The following is a 16,539-nucleotide window of genomic DNA, read 5'->3' as shown; positions in this document are numbered from 1 at the left end:
AATCAGAACCCCACGGGCTTGCCCGTGGGAGTAGTCAGTTACCATTATCCTAAATTATCGGCTGAAAATTTTATTTGTCATTATTTGAAGAAGCGTTTAGATAAAGTGTTTAAGATTGAATATGCAAGTAGAAGTAAGATTATAAACTTGCTCTTTAACACAATACCAGCACTAAAGAACATGAACGATTTTGTAATAATCCGAGCGGATTTTAATTCATGATTTCCATTTTTAAGGTTTGAGATAATCTGCTATGACTTTTCTCTGTAAAAGGGTTTTCCTCTGTCACTACCTTATTACATTGAGGACATACTAATCTTCTCTTTTTAAGTGTTAGAGAAGTGTTCTTGTCTCTTATCATGTTATGCATGACTTTACATTTTCTATAGTCCTTAATATTCATTCTACTGCCGCATTCTGGACAGGAGATAATGGTTCTCTTAAGTGTGATATAATAAAGAGAAACTTGTCTTATTTGGAGTGGACTGTGGCAGTGTATTCTATGTGCTAGCATTCGATCCAGGACATGTTTTTGATAAACGAGTCTAACTCATTGAGTTAGGCTTTTTTGCAATTCCCTTACATTATATGAAAAATTGAAGATTTTTTTTAATATACAGTTATAATGAAACTCGTTGGAGGGAACCTTATGAAAAAGAACAGCTATTTGTATCATGCTGGTACATCATTTTTCTTTTATTTCGCATTTGCATGTTACAATGCAATGCTTGCTTTATATTTAAGTGATATTCACTTTAATGCACAACAAATATCACTTATTACTTCATCAGCACCATTATTCTCAATCTTTGCCCAGCCTTATCTAGGAACATTGGCAGACCGCTTCCGTTCACCTAAAAAAGTATCTTTAGTGGCATTATTTATTACAGTAGTAATGAACGTGATTTTTATGTTCTCACGTCAGCTAATTATTCTATTAATTACTAGTGCTTCTATTCTTGCCTTATTTAATGCAGTGACACCATTAACGGACAGAATTGGTGTTTCTTCACCTTATGACTTTGGAAAGATCAGATTATGGGGTTCTGTTGGTTATGCCATTAGTGCTCAGTTATGTGGTTTAGTTTATGATGTGATTGCACCTATTTCTATCTTCGTTATTTTCCTCTTTGGTACAATAACAGTTCTTATCTGTATCCTAAGAGTCAATGATCCAGAAGTAGTGCAGACAGAAACAAAAGTAGAATATAGCTCAAAAGAAGCCTATAAGAGCCTCTTTAAGAATAAACAGTACATTATATTCCTATTAGTCTCTTTTTTCTTCTGGGGCGCTTGTACAGCTAATTTTACATATATCTCAGTATTTATTAAATCAGTCGGTGGAACAGCATCTATGGTAGGTACATACCAGTTATTTGCAACACTCTTTGAAGTACCTGCCATACTTGCAACCGACTTTATTATTAAGAAGTTCTCATATAAACATATCATGCTCTTTGCATGTGTCATGTCTATAGTTAACTTTGTCTGGTATGCAACATTACCTAATCCAAATTTAATTGTGGCAGTATTTGTATTCAAAGGCTTATCTACTATTCTCTTTACTATGATTACAGTAAGATTAATCATGGAAATTGTAGAAGATAAGTATGTCTCTACAGCTTTTGGCTTACAGGCTACAGTAGGTAGAGGAATTGGTGCTGCAGTCGTTCAGTTAATTGGTGGAAAACTGATTGATAGCTTCTCTACAATGACACCATTCTATTTGTTTTTATCCGTATTAATTGTAATCGCTTTTGTTTTATCCTTAACTTTTAAAGAAAAAAAGCGCTTAGAATCATAAATCTTACAACATTATTAAATAATTCTTAATTAAAAAAGAGCTGATATAATCGGCTCTTTTTTAAACTTCTTAATAATTTCTTAAGAAAGTTCTTTATTTTTTTGTATAGAGTGATATAATAATCATTGTCGAAAAGAAAGGGAGTGGATTACATGGATAAGAAGACTAAAGAAGTTGTAGATTTCATGATAAATCGTATTAAAACTCAGAAGACAATGTTTATTCCAGTAGTCGCTATTTCAGCATTTGCATTAGTAGGTTATGCAGCAGCTGATAGAACAGCGCCTGTTGTTCATTCAAATAAACTAGTAGTACCTTATGGTACAGAATTAAAAGCAAGTGATTTCACTGTATCAGATAATAGAGATACAGTAAGTGTTATCAAGACTGAAATTAATGATCATGCTTATCAGAAAGATCAGATTGGAACATATAAAGTGAATGTAACTGTAAAGGATGCATTCAACAACAAAACAACTAAAGAAGTTGAAGTTAAAGTTGTTGATACAGAAGCACCTGCATTAGAATCAGTAAATAATGATGGTTATGTTATTGATGTTGAGGCAAACGGCAACAATGATTTAAAACAGTACATCAAAGCAACTGATAATGTGGATGGTGATGTATCTGACTTCATTACTTTTGATCATAACTTAGATACTAAAGTTCTTGGTGAACAGGTCATCCATGCAACTGTTGAAGATAACGCAGGTAATAAAGCAGAAAAAGACTTTACATTCAATGTTGGTGATACAACTGCTCCAGAAATGAACTTAAAGACTGGTGATATTACTGTTAACTACGGTGATGCATTTGATATCAATAACTTCGTTGAAGTAAAGGATAACTATGATGTTAATCCGACAGTGACTGTAGAAGGAACTGTAGATACTAAGAATATGACTACAGTACAGCCAATCAAAGTGACTGCAACTGATAGTTCAGGAAACAAGACTTCAAATGATTATGAAGTGAAGGTTGCTGATAAGGCTGGACCAGTTATCACTTTAAAGAGTGATAATGTAGATGTAAAATATGGTACTTCATTTGATCCTAAGTCTAACTTAGCATCAGCTATTGATAACTTAGATGGTGATGTAACTGGTAAGGTTGAAGTATCTGGTAATGTGAATACAGCAAGATCTGGTTCTTATCGTGTTTACTACAGAGTAACAGATAATGCTGGTAATAGATCTGAAACAAGTGCAAAGATCAATGTATCTGCTGCACCAGTTGTAAAGATCAGAAATAACAGAGGCAACAGAGGTACAGGTTATAACTTCGGTGGTCTTGGCGGAGGCGCTGCACAGGGTGGTATCGTTGGAACTGCTCGTTCAAGACTTGGCTGTGCATATCGTATGGGTGCTTCTGGACCAACAGTATTTGACTGCTCAGGATTTACATCTTGGGTTTACAGCAAGAATGGTAAATCATTACCAAGAACTGCTGCAGGTCAGTATAGTGGAACAACAAGAGTATCTAAATCAGGCTTAACTGCTGGTGACTTAGTATTCTTCGCTGGAACTTATAAATCAGGTATCTCACATGTAGGAATCTATATTGGTGGCGGTCAGTTCATTCATGCTGCTAACTCTAAGACTGGTGTTGTTGTTTCATCACTTAATAGTGGATATTATTCATCACACTATGCAGGTGCAGGTAGAAGATAAGAAGGTTCAAAAGAACCTTCTTTTTTTTACATTGATGATAAGTATGGAGAACTTCTGTTGTGATATAGTGTGATAGTATTTCTTGATATGTGATTGATGTATCTAATTCATTGATTAGATCATCTATAGATGCTTGTTATAGGAATATGTCTAGTTTTTGAATAATAAGTTTCAGGATAGAAACAATCTATATAGCTGTTAAAGAACTAAAGAAAGTGATATATTCCTTTTCTGTTAGATTATCCTGTTCTAGGAAATCTATTAGATCATATATACTTAATTATCTTAATAATGTGATATCTCTGGAATATTCAAATTGATTGAGAATCTCATAGAAATCAGCACTCTCATGACTAAAAGCTATTTGATACTATCCTGTGGATAAATGATAAGAGTCTTGTCAAAAGATGCAATAATGTTTTCTTTGAATAAATCAATCATGGGATAATTAAGTGAGTTAAGGATAGCGCCTATATTTTATATTGAGGTGGGGTTTTCTTCTACTTTTTTTAGATAAAAGGTTCAGCAATAAAAACAACTTTGTCTGGATCAGTTTCTACATACTTTGATTCAATGTTTAGTAAGGATTATTTTCTCTTTTTTGCTAAGTGTACGATGTTCAATAATTTGATTCATAGGTACCTCCTGCTATTCTTAATATCATATAGTCTAAAAAAGAACAAGAATAGAAAAAGGTCGAAAATATGGTGATATAAGGGCAGAAAAAAAGTCATACACGTTGTGTATGACTCATTTTTTTTATCCATTCAATGTATAGCCTTGTGAATAATAAACAACAACAGGCATACCAGTCGTAATTGTATTATACATAGTTCCTGCAAAACCTACAGGTAAGTTAACACAACCATGAGAACCACCATTGACATAAAGGTTGCCACCGAATTTATTTCTCCAGTTTGCATCATGGAATCCAATACCTCTATTGAATGGCATCCAATAACTTACAGGAGATTCATAAGGATACTTACCAGTTACAGGATCCTTAGTACCTCTTAATACTCTATTACGTTCTTTAGAATAAATATAATATGTACCAGCAGGAGTATAACGATCACGTGTCATCTTACCTGATACACAATCAGATTGAAGTACACACTGACCATTCTTATAAATCCATAAATGCTGACGTGATAAATCTACTTCAATATAGTTTCCACCAAGACCGTTATTCTCAGTAGATACTTCTTTTGCGCTATATACAGGTGCTCTCTTAACAGCCTTACCTGCACCTAATTCTTCTTTGATCTTTGCAATTTCTTCTGACTGGTTCATACGATATCCGTAATTACCACCACTTACACTTCTTGTACCAAGTCCAGTTGCATTAAATGTACGTGACTTACCAGCAGTATTTGCTTTTGAAGCAAGTGTATAAACGAAGCTTCTCATACGCTTATTCCAGATTTCATCATTATAGCTATATGTTCCATCTTCATTCTTCACAAGCCATGTCAACAACTTTTCATGATTTAAGACTTCTGTCTGATTATTAGGTAGCTCATAAGTAATAGAAGTCTTTAAATACTTATTCAATGTTGCTGCTTCATTCTTAACAGTTTCACTTGTCTTATCAGGAGACTTATAAGCATCTTTTACTTTAGAAATGTTTAAGTTCTCTTTCTGAAGACTAATTGCTTTGTTTACTGCTTCATAAACAGTTTCTTTATTTAAAGTATGTCCAGGTTTTTCTTTCAATACAGTAAAAGTCTGATTTTCATACTTTAAACGAGCATCTGTAGGTGCTACCTGATTTTCATCCTTTAGCTGCTTTTTTTCATAAAGAACAGTCTTTAACTTCTTTTCATCATAAGAAGCCTTGGTCTGAATTGTTTTCTTATTCCCTTTATGGTTGAATAAGTAGTTCTTGAACCATGTAAATGAATCCTGTTTCTTTAATAATTCTTCTACCTGTCCATCAGGAACATAACTCATATCGATTTCATTCGCTGAAATAGTATCAGTTGATTTGTTTCTGAATGTCATTGTTAGAGTGTAGTTCTTCTGATTTTCAGCAATCTTCTTTTCAGCATCCTCAGCACTTAACTTACCTACATTTACATTATTGATGTATGTAGACGGTAAGAAGCGATCGCGATAAGCTGTACCCATATGATTAATATAGAGGAATACTGATAATCCAAGAATTATCAAAATAGATACAATAATCGCGATAATTTTTCTTTTTTTCTGTGTATCTGTCATGTTATCTTTCTCTCCCTTATACTACCTTTCCTAATTCCATGATTATAACAAACATTTGTAAAAAGGTAAATCATGATTTGTGAAATGACTTAAAAATACATAACTTGTACAAAAGAAATTAGTTTTAAACTATTTATTTGTAAATTAGTAAAAAAATATTGAAATTTGTTTGCTAGTACATTGGATGTAGTGACAAAGAATATACAAAAAATCTGAGGGATAATTATGTTGATAAGTGCCAAAGTTAAATCAAAAGGAACTGAAAAGGAGTTTGGAAATACTTGATAGAAGCAGAAAGTGATAGTAAAGAAATAATAATATATTACTACATTTTCTGTACTGTATGATATGAGAAAAACGTTGTATATATCAATACTATTTAATTCTAGATAGTGATGAGGTGTTAAATGTATTAATATGTCACTTTTTTTCATAGTCAGTTAATATGTGCTATAATGTGGAAAAAGTGAGGTAATGCTATGAATATATACTATGAAGTACATGGAAATGGTTACCCGATTATCTTATTACATGGTAATCAGGAAAATAGAAAAATATATGATCAATTAGTTAAAGATCTAGAAAATGACTATCAACTTATCGCAATGGATTCACGTTATCATGGTAAATCTATTAAGAGTGGTCCTTTAACGCTAGATCGTATGGCTCAGGATGTGATGGATGTCGCAAATGAACTAGATCTAGAGGCTTATGATGTCATTGGTTTTAGTGATGGTGCGAATATTGCACTCACACTAGCAGGTAAAGATGAACGCTTAAAACATATGGTACTTCTTTCACCTAATGCCACTCCAAAAGGTATTAAGTGGTTCTATCGTCTCCATATGTATATGACATTACTTTTATTACCGATATTCTGTATCTATGATAAGAGATCTAGAATACGTTTTAAGCTCATCTCATTTATGACGAAAGAACCACATTTTACTGCAGACTATTTATCAGAACTCAAGATTCCAGCTTTATTACTATCTGGTGAAAATGATGTCATCAAGGATTCTGATTTCACTTTTATTCAGTCATCATTGCCTTATTGTGTACATAAGGTGATTAAGGGTTCACCACATTTCTTGTTAGGTGACCAATATGATAAAACATTAAGAGAAATAAGGGGGTTTTTATATGCCTGTCATCACGAAGCATAATGTATTAGATATAAAGAATGTTGTATTTGGAGAAGGAACACCTAAGATTTGTCTTCCTATTGTAGATACAACGAAAGAAGGTATTATTGATACTTTAGATTCTTATAAGGATTTAGATTATGATGTAGTAGAAATCAGGCTTGATTTCTATGAAGGATTAAAAGAAGGGCATTTGACAAACGTATTAGAAGAAATTAAGAAACATACAGATAAACTTGTATTAGGTACAATCCGTACTGTGAGTGAAGGAGGAGAAGGAGAACTTACTTCTCTAGAGTATATGCATTATATTAAAGCAATCTGTGATGCTCATGTTGATCTAGTAGATATTGAGTTATCGCAGGGATATGAATCTGTGATGGAACTTGTTCAGTATGCTCATAAGAAGGGTGTTCATGTTATTATGAGTGAACATCATTTTGATGAAACGCCATCAAGAGAAGATATGCAGGAAACACTAGAAAAGATGGAAATATTAGGGGCTGATTTACCTAAGCTTGCTGTTATGCCTGAAAGTAAAGAAGACCTATTAACACTTTTAGAAGCCACTCTTTATTCAAGTCAGCGTTTAGGAAAACCTATTATTACTATGTCCATGGGTAAACTAGGACGCTTATCACGTATGATGGGCGAATACTTTGGTTCATGTATGACCTTTGCGACAGCTAAGGATGCGAGTGCACCAGGACAGGTTCCTCTTGATGATTTGAAAAAAGTATTAGAGGTTCTACATGATTAATTTAGATCATGCGAAAAAGGCATTTGATAATTATGTCAATCGTTATGATCTCTCTATCCCACATATTCATCTTAAATATGTGCATTCTTATAAAGTAATGGATGTTATGGGTGAAATATGTGATATGAAAGGTAAAACTGAAGAAAAGGACTTATGTCTATTAATCGGCCTATTACATGATATAGGCCGTTTTGAACAGTTTCGCTTATATCATTCTTTCCTAGATAGAGAAACAGTAGATCATGCAATGTATTCTTCTCATGTATTATTTGAAGAGGGGCTCATTAGAAAATTTATAGAAGAAGATACATATGACACAATTATTAAACATGCTATAGAACAGCATAATAAATACAAAGTAGAAGAAGGCTTTAGTGAAGAAGAACTCTTTTACATACATATGATTAGAGATGCAGATAAATTAGATCATTTTCGTGTTAAAGATGTAGAAAAGGATACAGTCTTACTAGGGGTTACTTATGAGGAAGCAGGAAAAGAATCTATAACGGATGAAGTCTATCAACAGTTCTTTAAACATCAGCTTATTTATGCTCCTACAAGAAAAACACATCTAGATATGTGGATTTCTTATATCGCTTTTATATTTGATCTTTATTTTGATGAAAGTAAATCATATATTGAAAAAAATCACTATATTGAAAGAAGCTTTGATAAAATAAAAATAGAAGATCTAGAGATATTAAAAAAATATCGAGCGTTAGAAAAATGCGCACTAGAGTATATTAAAGGAGGATACAAATGAGTTTACCAAAGGATTTCCTATGGGGTGGTGCTTTAGCAGCTCACCAGTTTGAAGGTGGTGTATTAGACACTACTAAAGGTTTGAGTGTTGCTGATGTAATGACAGGCGGAAACGTATCAACACCACGTGTGATTACTGATGGAGTAAAGGAAGGATTATATTATCCAAACCACATCGGTATTGATTTCTATCATCATTACAAGGAAGATATCAAGCTATTCGCAGAAATGGGCTTTAAATGCTTTAGAACATCTATTGCTTGGACAAGAATCTTCCCATTAGGTGATGAAGAACAGCCGGATGAAGAAGGTTTACAGTTCTATGATGATGTATTTGATGAATTATTAAAATATGGTATTGAACCAGTCATCACATTATCTCACTTTGAAATGCCTTATCATCTTGCTAAGGAATATGGCGGATTCATGAACAGAAAGACTATTGATTTCTTTGTAAAGTTCGCAGAAGTATGTTTCAAGAGATATAAAAATAAAGTCAAATACTGGATGACTTTCAATGAAATCAATAACCAGATGAACTATAAGAATGATATTTTCGGATGGACTAACAGTGGTGCTCATTTTGGAAACTATGATAATCCAGAAGAAGCGATGTATCAGTGTGGTCATTATGAATTAGTAGCCAGTGCAAAGGCAGTGAAGATTGGCCATGAAATCAATCCTAACTTCTTAATCGGTAATATGATTGCGATGGTTCCTATTTATCCATTCTCTTGCCGTCCAGCAGATATGGTATTATCTACTGAAATGATGCATCAGAGATGGTTCTTCTGTGATGTGCAGTGCCGTGGTCATTATCCACGTTATGCATTAAAGATGTTTGAAAACAAAGGCTTTAACTTAGATATCACTGAAGAAGATAAAGAAGCTTTAGCTGCAGGTACAGTAGATTATATCGGATTCTCTTATTACATGACTAATACTGTAGACTCTACAGCACATATTGATGTTTCTAAGTCATTAGATGGATCTAGTGAACATTCAGTCGCAAACCCTTATATCAAAGTGTCTGACTGGGGATGGGCAATCGATCCAGAAGGTTTACGTTATGCATTAAATCAGATGTATGAAAGATATGAAAAACCATTATTTATTGTAGAAAATGGTTTTGGTGCAATTGATAAGAAGGAAGAAGATGGCAGTTGTCATGACCCATATCGTGTAGATTACTTAAGAGCACATATTGAACAGATGAAGAAAGCTGTAGAAATTGATGGTGTAGATTTAATGGGCTATACACCATGGGGCTGCATTGACTGCGTCTCTTTCACAACAGGTGAAATGAAGAAGCGTTATGGATTTATTTATGTGGATCGTAACAACGATGGAAGCGGTACACTAGAAAGAAGCAAGAAAGATTCATTTGACTGGTATAAGAAAGTTGTTGCTAGCAATGGTGAAGATTTAGGTTAATTCGCTTTCAACATTGCGAAAAAAAGAAACCCATGAGAAATGCTTGACATTATGCTCGTGGGTTTTTATACTGTTTAAGGGTAAACATTCTTAGTGTTTATCAATAATTAAAAAAACGTTGAGAAATTCAACATTTTTTCATGTTAATAAATTATTGGTGAGATATTTTTTTATCTCAAGCAAATTAGTTGCATATCCAACTAATTTAGACTAATATAGAATTAGAAAAGAATCTATTAGGTAGTTATTCCTAATAGATTTTCTTATAAGGAGGGTAAATAACATGGAGGTAATCAAGAGAGATGGCTCAAAGGTAGCCTTTGATGGAAGTAAGATTGAAAATGCGATTTTAAAGGCTATGCGCTATGGCAGCGGTATTGTGAAACCAGAAATCGCCTCAAAAATCTCACATGAAATTGAAGACTGGCATAAATCAAGTGGAGCAGCATCTATCAGTATTTATCGTATTGAAGGACAGGTTTTTGAAAAGTTAATTGAAAAGGGAGAAGTACTTACTGCCAAGGCTTATGAAGGCTACCGTAAAGTAAGAGAATTCCAGAGAGAAACGAATACAATTGATAATGCGATTTATGGTATTGTCAATCAGACTAATAAAGAAGCAATGGATGAAAACTCTAATAAAGATGCGACAGTCCTTGCGACTCAGAGAGACTTGATTGCTGGTGAATTCTCTAGAGACTATTGCCGCCGTTTGTTATTACCACCAAAGATTGTGCAGGCACATGATGATGGTCTTATTCATTTCCATGATATGGATTACTATATCCAGAAGATGCATAACTGTGATCTAGTAAACTTAAAGGATATGTTTGCGAATGGTACAGTTATTAATGATAAATTGATTGAAACACCTAAGTCTTTACAGACAGCATGTACTGTTGCAACTCAGATTGTTCAGCAGGTGGCTAATGGTCAGTATGGAGGACAGACAATCTCTATTTCTCATTTAGCACCTTATGTACGTGTATCATATAAGAAACACTTAAAGGCTGTAAGAAAAGAAGGCGAAGAAGTAGGTATTGATTATACTGAAGAACAGATTGAAAAGATCGCAAAGTCTCGTCTTCATGAAGAAATCAAAGCAGGTGTACAGACTATCCAGTATCAGATCAATACATTCTCTACTACAAATGGTCAGGCTCCATTCTTATCTATTTTCATGTATTTAAAAGAAGAACCAGACTATATTGAAGAAACAGCTTTATTAATTGAAGAAATCTTAAAACAGAGATATATCGGTATGAAGAATCCTGTGGGTGCTTATGTCACTCCAGCATTTCCTAAATTACTTTATGTATTAGATGATAATAATGTGCCTGATGATTCACAGTATCGTTATTTAACAGATTTAGCGGTTAAATGTGTATCTAAGCGTATGATGCCTGATTTCATCAGCGCAAAGATCATGAGAGAAAACTATGAAGGACAAGTATTCCCTTGTATGGGATGTCGTTCATTCTTATCTCCATGGAAGAATGAAAAAGGTGAATACCAGTGGTATGGTCGTTTTAACCAGGGTGTAGTTACACTTAACTTAACTGATGTTGGTTTATCAGCTAATAAGAATATGGATTCATTCTGGAAGATTCTAGATGAACGTCTAGATTTATGTTATGAAGCATTAATGTTAAGACATGAAAGCTTAAAGGGTACTCTTTCAGATATTTCTCCAATTCATTGGCAGTATGGTGCCATAGCAAGATTAAAACCAGGAGAAAAGATTGATTCATTATTAGATACTTGTTATTCTACATTATCATTAGGCTATATTGGCTTATATGAATGTGTAGTGGCATTAATTGGTCAGTCTCATACTACTGAAGAAGGCGATGCATTAGCTCTTGCAATCATGCAGAAATTAAGAAATGCATGTGATAAATGGAAGAAGGATACAGGTTTAGGATTTGCCTTATATGGTACACCAGCAGAATCTACTACTTATACATTAGCACGTGCATTAAAGAAGAGATTTGGTATCGTGCCTGGTGTAACAGATAAAGACTATATTACTAACTCTTATCATGTCAATGTAAGAGAACAGATTGATGCATTCTCTAAATTAGGATTTGAAGCGAAGTTCCAGAAGATTTCATCTGGAGGGGCTATTAGTTATGTAGAAGTGACTAATATGACAAATAACTTTGATGCCATGAAAGAATTAATTAACTATATGTATGAAACAATCCAGTACGCTGAAATCAATACTAAGTCTGACTATTGTCAGGAATGTGGTTATTCTGGAGAAATCTTATTAGATGAAAATAATGAATGGTATTGTCCTAACTGTGGTAATAGAAACCATAAGACATTAAATGTATGTCGTAGAACTTGTGGTTATCTTGGTGATAACTTCTGGAATAAGGGACGTACACAGGAAATCAAAGAACGTTTTGTACATTTAGACAATAGAGTATATCAGGAAAATAACTAAGAAAGGCCTTGTGTCATTAAGGGCTCAGGAGATAACCGTGATTGGTTATCTCTTTTTATTTAAAAAAGACTGTGAAATCACAGTCTTATTTGAGAAGAATCTTTCTTTTAGTAGAAGAAGGAATATTTAATTGTTGTCTATACTTGACAATGACTCGACGTGAACAATGTAATTCTAATTCTTCTAGTTTCTTTAGAATTTGATTATCTGAAAGTGGATGTTCTTTATCTTCACTATCAACTAATTCAACAATAGCCTTTTTGATAGAATCACTACTATCTCCTGAAGCAGTTTGAGAAACAAGAAGTTGTTTAAGAGGATAAACCTCACCATTAAAGCTGTAGTACTTATTATTTAATGTACGTGAAATAGTAGATTCATGGAATCCTGTTTCACTTGCAAGCTGTGATAAGGTACATGGATATAATTCATCATCGTATAAGAAATAACCACTCTGGATATCAACTAAAGCATTTGCGACAAATAATACTGTTTGATTTCTCTTTGTGAGATTTTCAATTAAGAAATGTGCCTCATTAAAATAAGATTTCATGTTTTCATCATTCTTTACCTTCTCATAAAGAAGATCATTTACGATGAGTTCAGGTTGATTGATAGGAGTAATTATGATATTAGAATCTTCTACCTCTATTAAAACATCTGGTGAGATATAATCATCCTGGGATGAACTATACATATTACATGGGAATGGATTACAAGAACGTATTTCATAAAATAAATGGTCTATCTCTTCTTTTTTTAAACCTGTTTTCTGTTTAATAAGTGAATAGTTCTGAGTTAAGATAATATCCTGATAATCTCTAAATAGTGTATAACTTTTTGTTTTATTATTATTTTTTAATTGAATGATAATTGAATCAATAGCATCAGCAGCTCCAACACCATTTGGTTCAAAAGAACGTAATATATCTAAATGAGAATCAAGCGTTTTTCTGTCTATATCTAAATCAGTGATATATTGATCAATAGGGTAGGATAAGAATCCGTTATCGTCTAATGATTCAATCAAATAATCCATTAAATCTTTATTATATGGCTGAGTACATGCACTTAATTGTAAATAGAGATCATCTTTTAAAGAACGTTTATTAGAAATACTTTCAATAAATTGCTGAGTATCATAGTTTTTAGGTGATTTTAGTTCTAAAAAAGGATTTGTTTCTAATACTTGTTGAACAACTTTATTGATATCATCAATGTTGTCAGTAAGGAAATCTAACGATTTTAATAGTTTTTGATTTAATTTTAATGTTTGTTTTAATGTTTGAATATATTGCATTTTTTGTTTCATATTCATCACCCCTCACTATTATATAGCAAAATTCGTGCCAATTAATGTATGGATATTTAATAGAAAAGTATAACGAATAACGATTGTTGCGCACAAGTTTTATTTGTTTTATCATGAATGATGAGGTGATTTCATTGAAAGAAAAAATAATGTTGTTGATTAATGGAAGAATGGATCAAAATTCATATGATGAATGTCAATCCATCCAATTATCAAAAGAATTAAAACTAAGTAGAAATCAAGTGACTAGATTATTAAATGAACTATTTAATGACAAGAAACTTATTAAAATCAAAACAAGCCCTGTTTTATATCTTTCAAGAGGTTCTCTTGAAAGTAAGTATAAGAAGAAACTCTCATCAGATGAATACAAATCATTAGATGAATTGGAAGCTGAATTAAACAATCAGACAGAATTAAAGAACTTTGAAAAACTTATTGGGTCTAATGAAAGCATGTATCAGATTGTAGAGAAGATTAAGGCAACAGTATCTTACCCACCAGTAGGATTACCTATGTTGTTTTATGGACCAACTGGTACGGGTAAATCATTTATGGCTAAACTTACGTATGAATATTGTGTAGACACAGGCTTAATTGATGCATCTAAGAATTTTGTACAGGTGAACTGTTCAGAGTATGCTAATAACCCAGAACTACTCACAGCGAATCTGTTTGGTTATAAGAAGGGTGCTTTTACAGGTGCAGATAGTGATAACTTAGGTTTATTACATTTTGCGGATGGTGGTGTATTATTCTTAGATGAAGTGCATTGTTTAAATGCTGAATGCCAGGAAAAATTATTCCTTTATATGGACCAGGGGATCTATCACTTAGTAGGTGATAATAATAAGTGGTATAAATCTAAATGTAGAATTATATTTGCGACAACAGAAGTACCACAAAAAGCATTATTAAAAACATTCCTCAGACGTATCCCAGTTATTCTTACAATTCCATCTCTTGCACAAAGAGGAGAAAATGAAAAACTAGAACTCATGTATAGCTTTTTGAAGAATGAAGAGAAGCGTGTTGGCAAAACAATTCTTATTTCATCTAACGTTTATGAGTTGTTATTGAATCACACATTTGTAGGTAATATTGGTGAACTGACTAATACTATTCAGGCAAGCTGTGTGAGTGCATTATATAAAAGTAATTCAGATACGTTAGAAATACATGCTTATGATTTACCTGACAGTATTAGAAATAGCATAGATGTTTCCTCTATGATTATGAAGAAGCATAAACTTGTGTCTCTTAACACCCTTCTTCCTGTATCAGATCAGGACATCATTAAAGATTTTTATCAATCATTAATTAGTCTTAAAAGAGATCAGTCATTTGCAGTAAATGCACAGAATACTGTAGATAGATATTTTGAGAAGCTTATATTTAATGATAATCGTGCAGATTCAATTGATTATCTTACAAACTATCTAGAAAAGATATTTAATAATATCACTGAACATTACGGCTTTAGGACTTCACATAATGAGTTGATTGCACTTGCGACATATGTCTCAGAATTCTCTAAGAATACATATCTCACAAATAACTGGATCAATGAGAATTATGATGAAGTAAAAAACTTAAAGAAATATTTAAAACTTGAATTTCATCGTGAATATGAAATAGGACAGGAAGTTTCTCATTACTTAAAGAATAATATGAACCAGGATATTGATGAGTTTGTAGAATGTATTATCTGTATTTGTATGATTAAGTATTTTGCACATTCTGGTGAAGATCTTACAATTGCGGTTATTATTGCGCATGGTTATTCAACTGCAAGTTCTATTGCGGAAGCAGCCAATAGAATGTTGAATAGTTATATATTTGATGCGATTGATATGCCGTTAGATGTGGATGTACAAACTATTACAAGAAAGATCAATGATTACATTGCACATGTTGGTAATATCTCAAAACTTTATTTATTAGTTGATATGGGTTCTCTTGAAGAAATATATCAGGGATTAGATACAAGTAATGCAGATATTGCCTTAGTAAACAATATTAATACTAAATGTGCGTTAGAAATAGGACAGGGAATCAAACTCAATAAAACAGTGACTGAAGTAATTGATTCTATTCTTAAGGAAAACATCTATAAAACGCATGTAGAACTTAAGAAAAAGAAAGAACCTATTGTAATCTGTTCTTGTGCATCAGGAGTTGGTACAGCGAATAAGATCAAAGAAATCTTATTCAATTCTTTACCTGAAGATTCTAATCTAAAGATTATTACTTATGATTATCCTGCTTTAATACGTAAACAGGTCTATGATCAGTTAATGAATGATTATGAGGTTGTATGTGTCATTGGAACACTTGATCCAAATATTGAATCTATGAAATATATAGGTATACAGGAATTGATTATTAATGAGGGTCAGAATGCGATAGAAGTATATTTTGGGAAGTATATGACTCAAGCTCAGATGGAGATATTCGAAAAGAATATCTTACGTAATTTCACATTATCCAATGTCATGAATAACTTAACTATATTAAATCCAGATAAACTACTAGAACATGTTGCGAAAGCAATTGATCATCTACAGAATATCTTACATAAGAGATTTAAGAATAGAACATGCTTTGGGTTATATGTTCATATCTGCTGTCTTGTAGAAAGATTAGTTACAAGACAAGCTATTTCAAACTTTACTGATCAAGACTTTAAAGAAAAGCATCAAGAGTTTATAAATCAGGTAAATATCTCAATGAAAGAAGTTAAGACATACTACAACGTTGAGATTCCAGATGAAGAAATAGAATATATATACAACTATATTATAAATGATTAGTGTGCTATTAATTGGCACACTTTTTGCTTGTTTATAAGTGAAAGTTGGTTGTACAGATTAAGCGTAAAGATCTGTAAACTGGCACAAAGCTTGCTTGAGTATAAGTGGAAACTGGTTGTACAGATCAAGCGTAAAGATCTGTAAACTGGCACGAAGCTTGCTTG

The 16,539-nt window shown here is 32.7% G+C and carries 12 protein-coding genes; 9 read left to right on the top strand and 3 right to left on the bottom strand.

The features are described 5' to 3' along the window. Positions 1-222 (top strand): hypothetical protein (locus B2S90_RS10190; protein WP_286697005.1); only part of this gene is annotated, 222 nt, incomplete at its 5' end. Here B2S90_RS10190 and B2S90_RS10185 read toward each other — a convergent pair. Continuing rightward, positions 212-514 (bottom strand): transposase family protein, encoded by a 303-nt coding sequence (locus tag B2S90_RS10185; protein WP_278780860.1) that lies wholly within the window; start codon positions 512-514, stop codon positions 212-214. The two genes, B2S90_RS10190 and B2S90_RS10185, sit on opposite strands and share 11 nt — an antisense overlap. 135 nt (positions 515-649) lie before the next feature. Between B2S90_RS10185 and B2S90_RS10180 the strand changes: the two genes are divergently transcribed. Beyond that, the gene (locus tag B2S90_RS10180) at positions 650-1,804 is read left to right on the top strand and encodes an MFS transporter (protein WP_279079445.1); all 1,155 of its coding nucleotides are present in this window, start codon (positions 650-652) and stop codon (positions 1,802-1,804) included. Positions 1,805-1,956: 152 nt separating this feature from the next. Then, positions 1,957-3,474, top strand: a complete 1,518-nt coding sequence (locus B2S90_RS10175) for a C40 family peptidase (protein WP_055234367.1) — start codon at positions 1,957-1,959, stop codon at positions 3,472-3,474. A gap of 759 nt (positions 3,475-4,233) precedes the next feature. Here the strand turns inward: B2S90_RS10175 and B2S90_RS10170 are convergent. Continuing rightward, entirely contained in the window at positions 4,234-5,697 is a 1,464-nt protein-coding gene (locus B2S90_RS10170; RefSeq protein ID WP_278780858.1) for a L,D-transpeptidase family protein, read from the bottom strand. A 479-nt stretch (positions 5,698-6,176) separates the two neighbouring features. Here B2S90_RS10170 and B2S90_RS10165 point away from each other — a divergent pair, with 479 nt between their 5' ends. From B2S90_RS10165 to nrdD, 5 genes are all read left to right on the top strand, one after another. Next, a complete protein-coding gene (locus B2S90_RS10165; RefSeq protein WP_055234370.1) occupies positions 6,177-6,863 on the top strand; it encodes an alpha/beta fold hydrolase in 687 nt (228 codons plus the stop codon). Continuing rightward, on the top strand, positions 6,841-7,602 hold the full coding sequence (gene aroD, locus B2S90_RS10160; protein WP_278860990.1) for a type I 3-dehydroquinate dehydratase: 762 nt from the start codon (positions 6,841-6,843) through the stop codon (positions 7,600-7,602). The genes B2S90_RS10165 and aroD overlap by 23 nt, the downstream gene beginning before the upstream one ends. Continuing rightward, a complete protein-coding gene (locus B2S90_RS10155; protein WP_286697004.1) occupies positions 7,595-8,365 on the top strand; it encodes an HD domain-containing protein in 771 nt (256 codons plus the stop codon). The genes aroD and B2S90_RS10155 overlap by 8 nt, the downstream gene beginning before the upstream one ends. Beyond that, a complete protein-coding gene (locus B2S90_RS10150; protein ID WP_278780855.1) occupies positions 8,362-9,798 on the top strand; it encodes a 6-phospho-beta-glucosidase in 1,437 nt (478 codons plus the stop codon). Before B2S90_RS10155 ends, B2S90_RS10150 begins: the two co-directional genes overlap by 4 nt. A gap of 283 nt (positions 9,799-10,081) precedes the next feature. Next, entirely contained in the window at positions 10,082-12,250 is a 2,169-nt protein-coding gene (gene nrdD, locus B2S90_RS10145; RefSeq protein WP_278780854.1) for an anaerobic ribonucleoside-triphosphate reductase, read from the top strand. 85 nt (positions 12,251-12,335) lie between these two features. Here the strand turns inward: nrdD and rpoN are convergent, their stop codons facing one another. Further along, positions 12,336-13,562 (bottom strand): RNA polymerase factor sigma-54, encoded by a 1,227-nt coding sequence (gene rpoN / locus B2S90_RS10140; RefSeq protein WP_286697003.1) that lies wholly within the window; start codon positions 13,560-13,562, stop codon positions 12,336-12,338. 125 nt (positions 13,563-13,687) lie between these two features. Between rpoN and B2S90_RS10135 the strand changes: the two genes are divergently transcribed. Next, on the top strand, positions 13,688-16,375 hold the full coding sequence (locus B2S90_RS10135) for a sigma 54-interacting transcriptional regulator (protein WP_286697002.1): 2,688 nt from the start codon (positions 13,688-13,690) through the stop codon (positions 16,373-16,375). The last annotated feature ends 164 nt before the right edge of the window (positions 16,376-16,539 follow it).

Source organism: Catenibacterium sp. UBA627 (genome assembly GCF_002299355.1).
Classification (GTDB): Bacteria; Bacillota_I; Bacilli_A; order Erysipelotrichales; family Coprobacillaceae; genus Catenibacterium; species Catenibacterium mitsuoka.
This window is presented reverse-complemented; position numbering and strand designations above follow the sequence as displayed.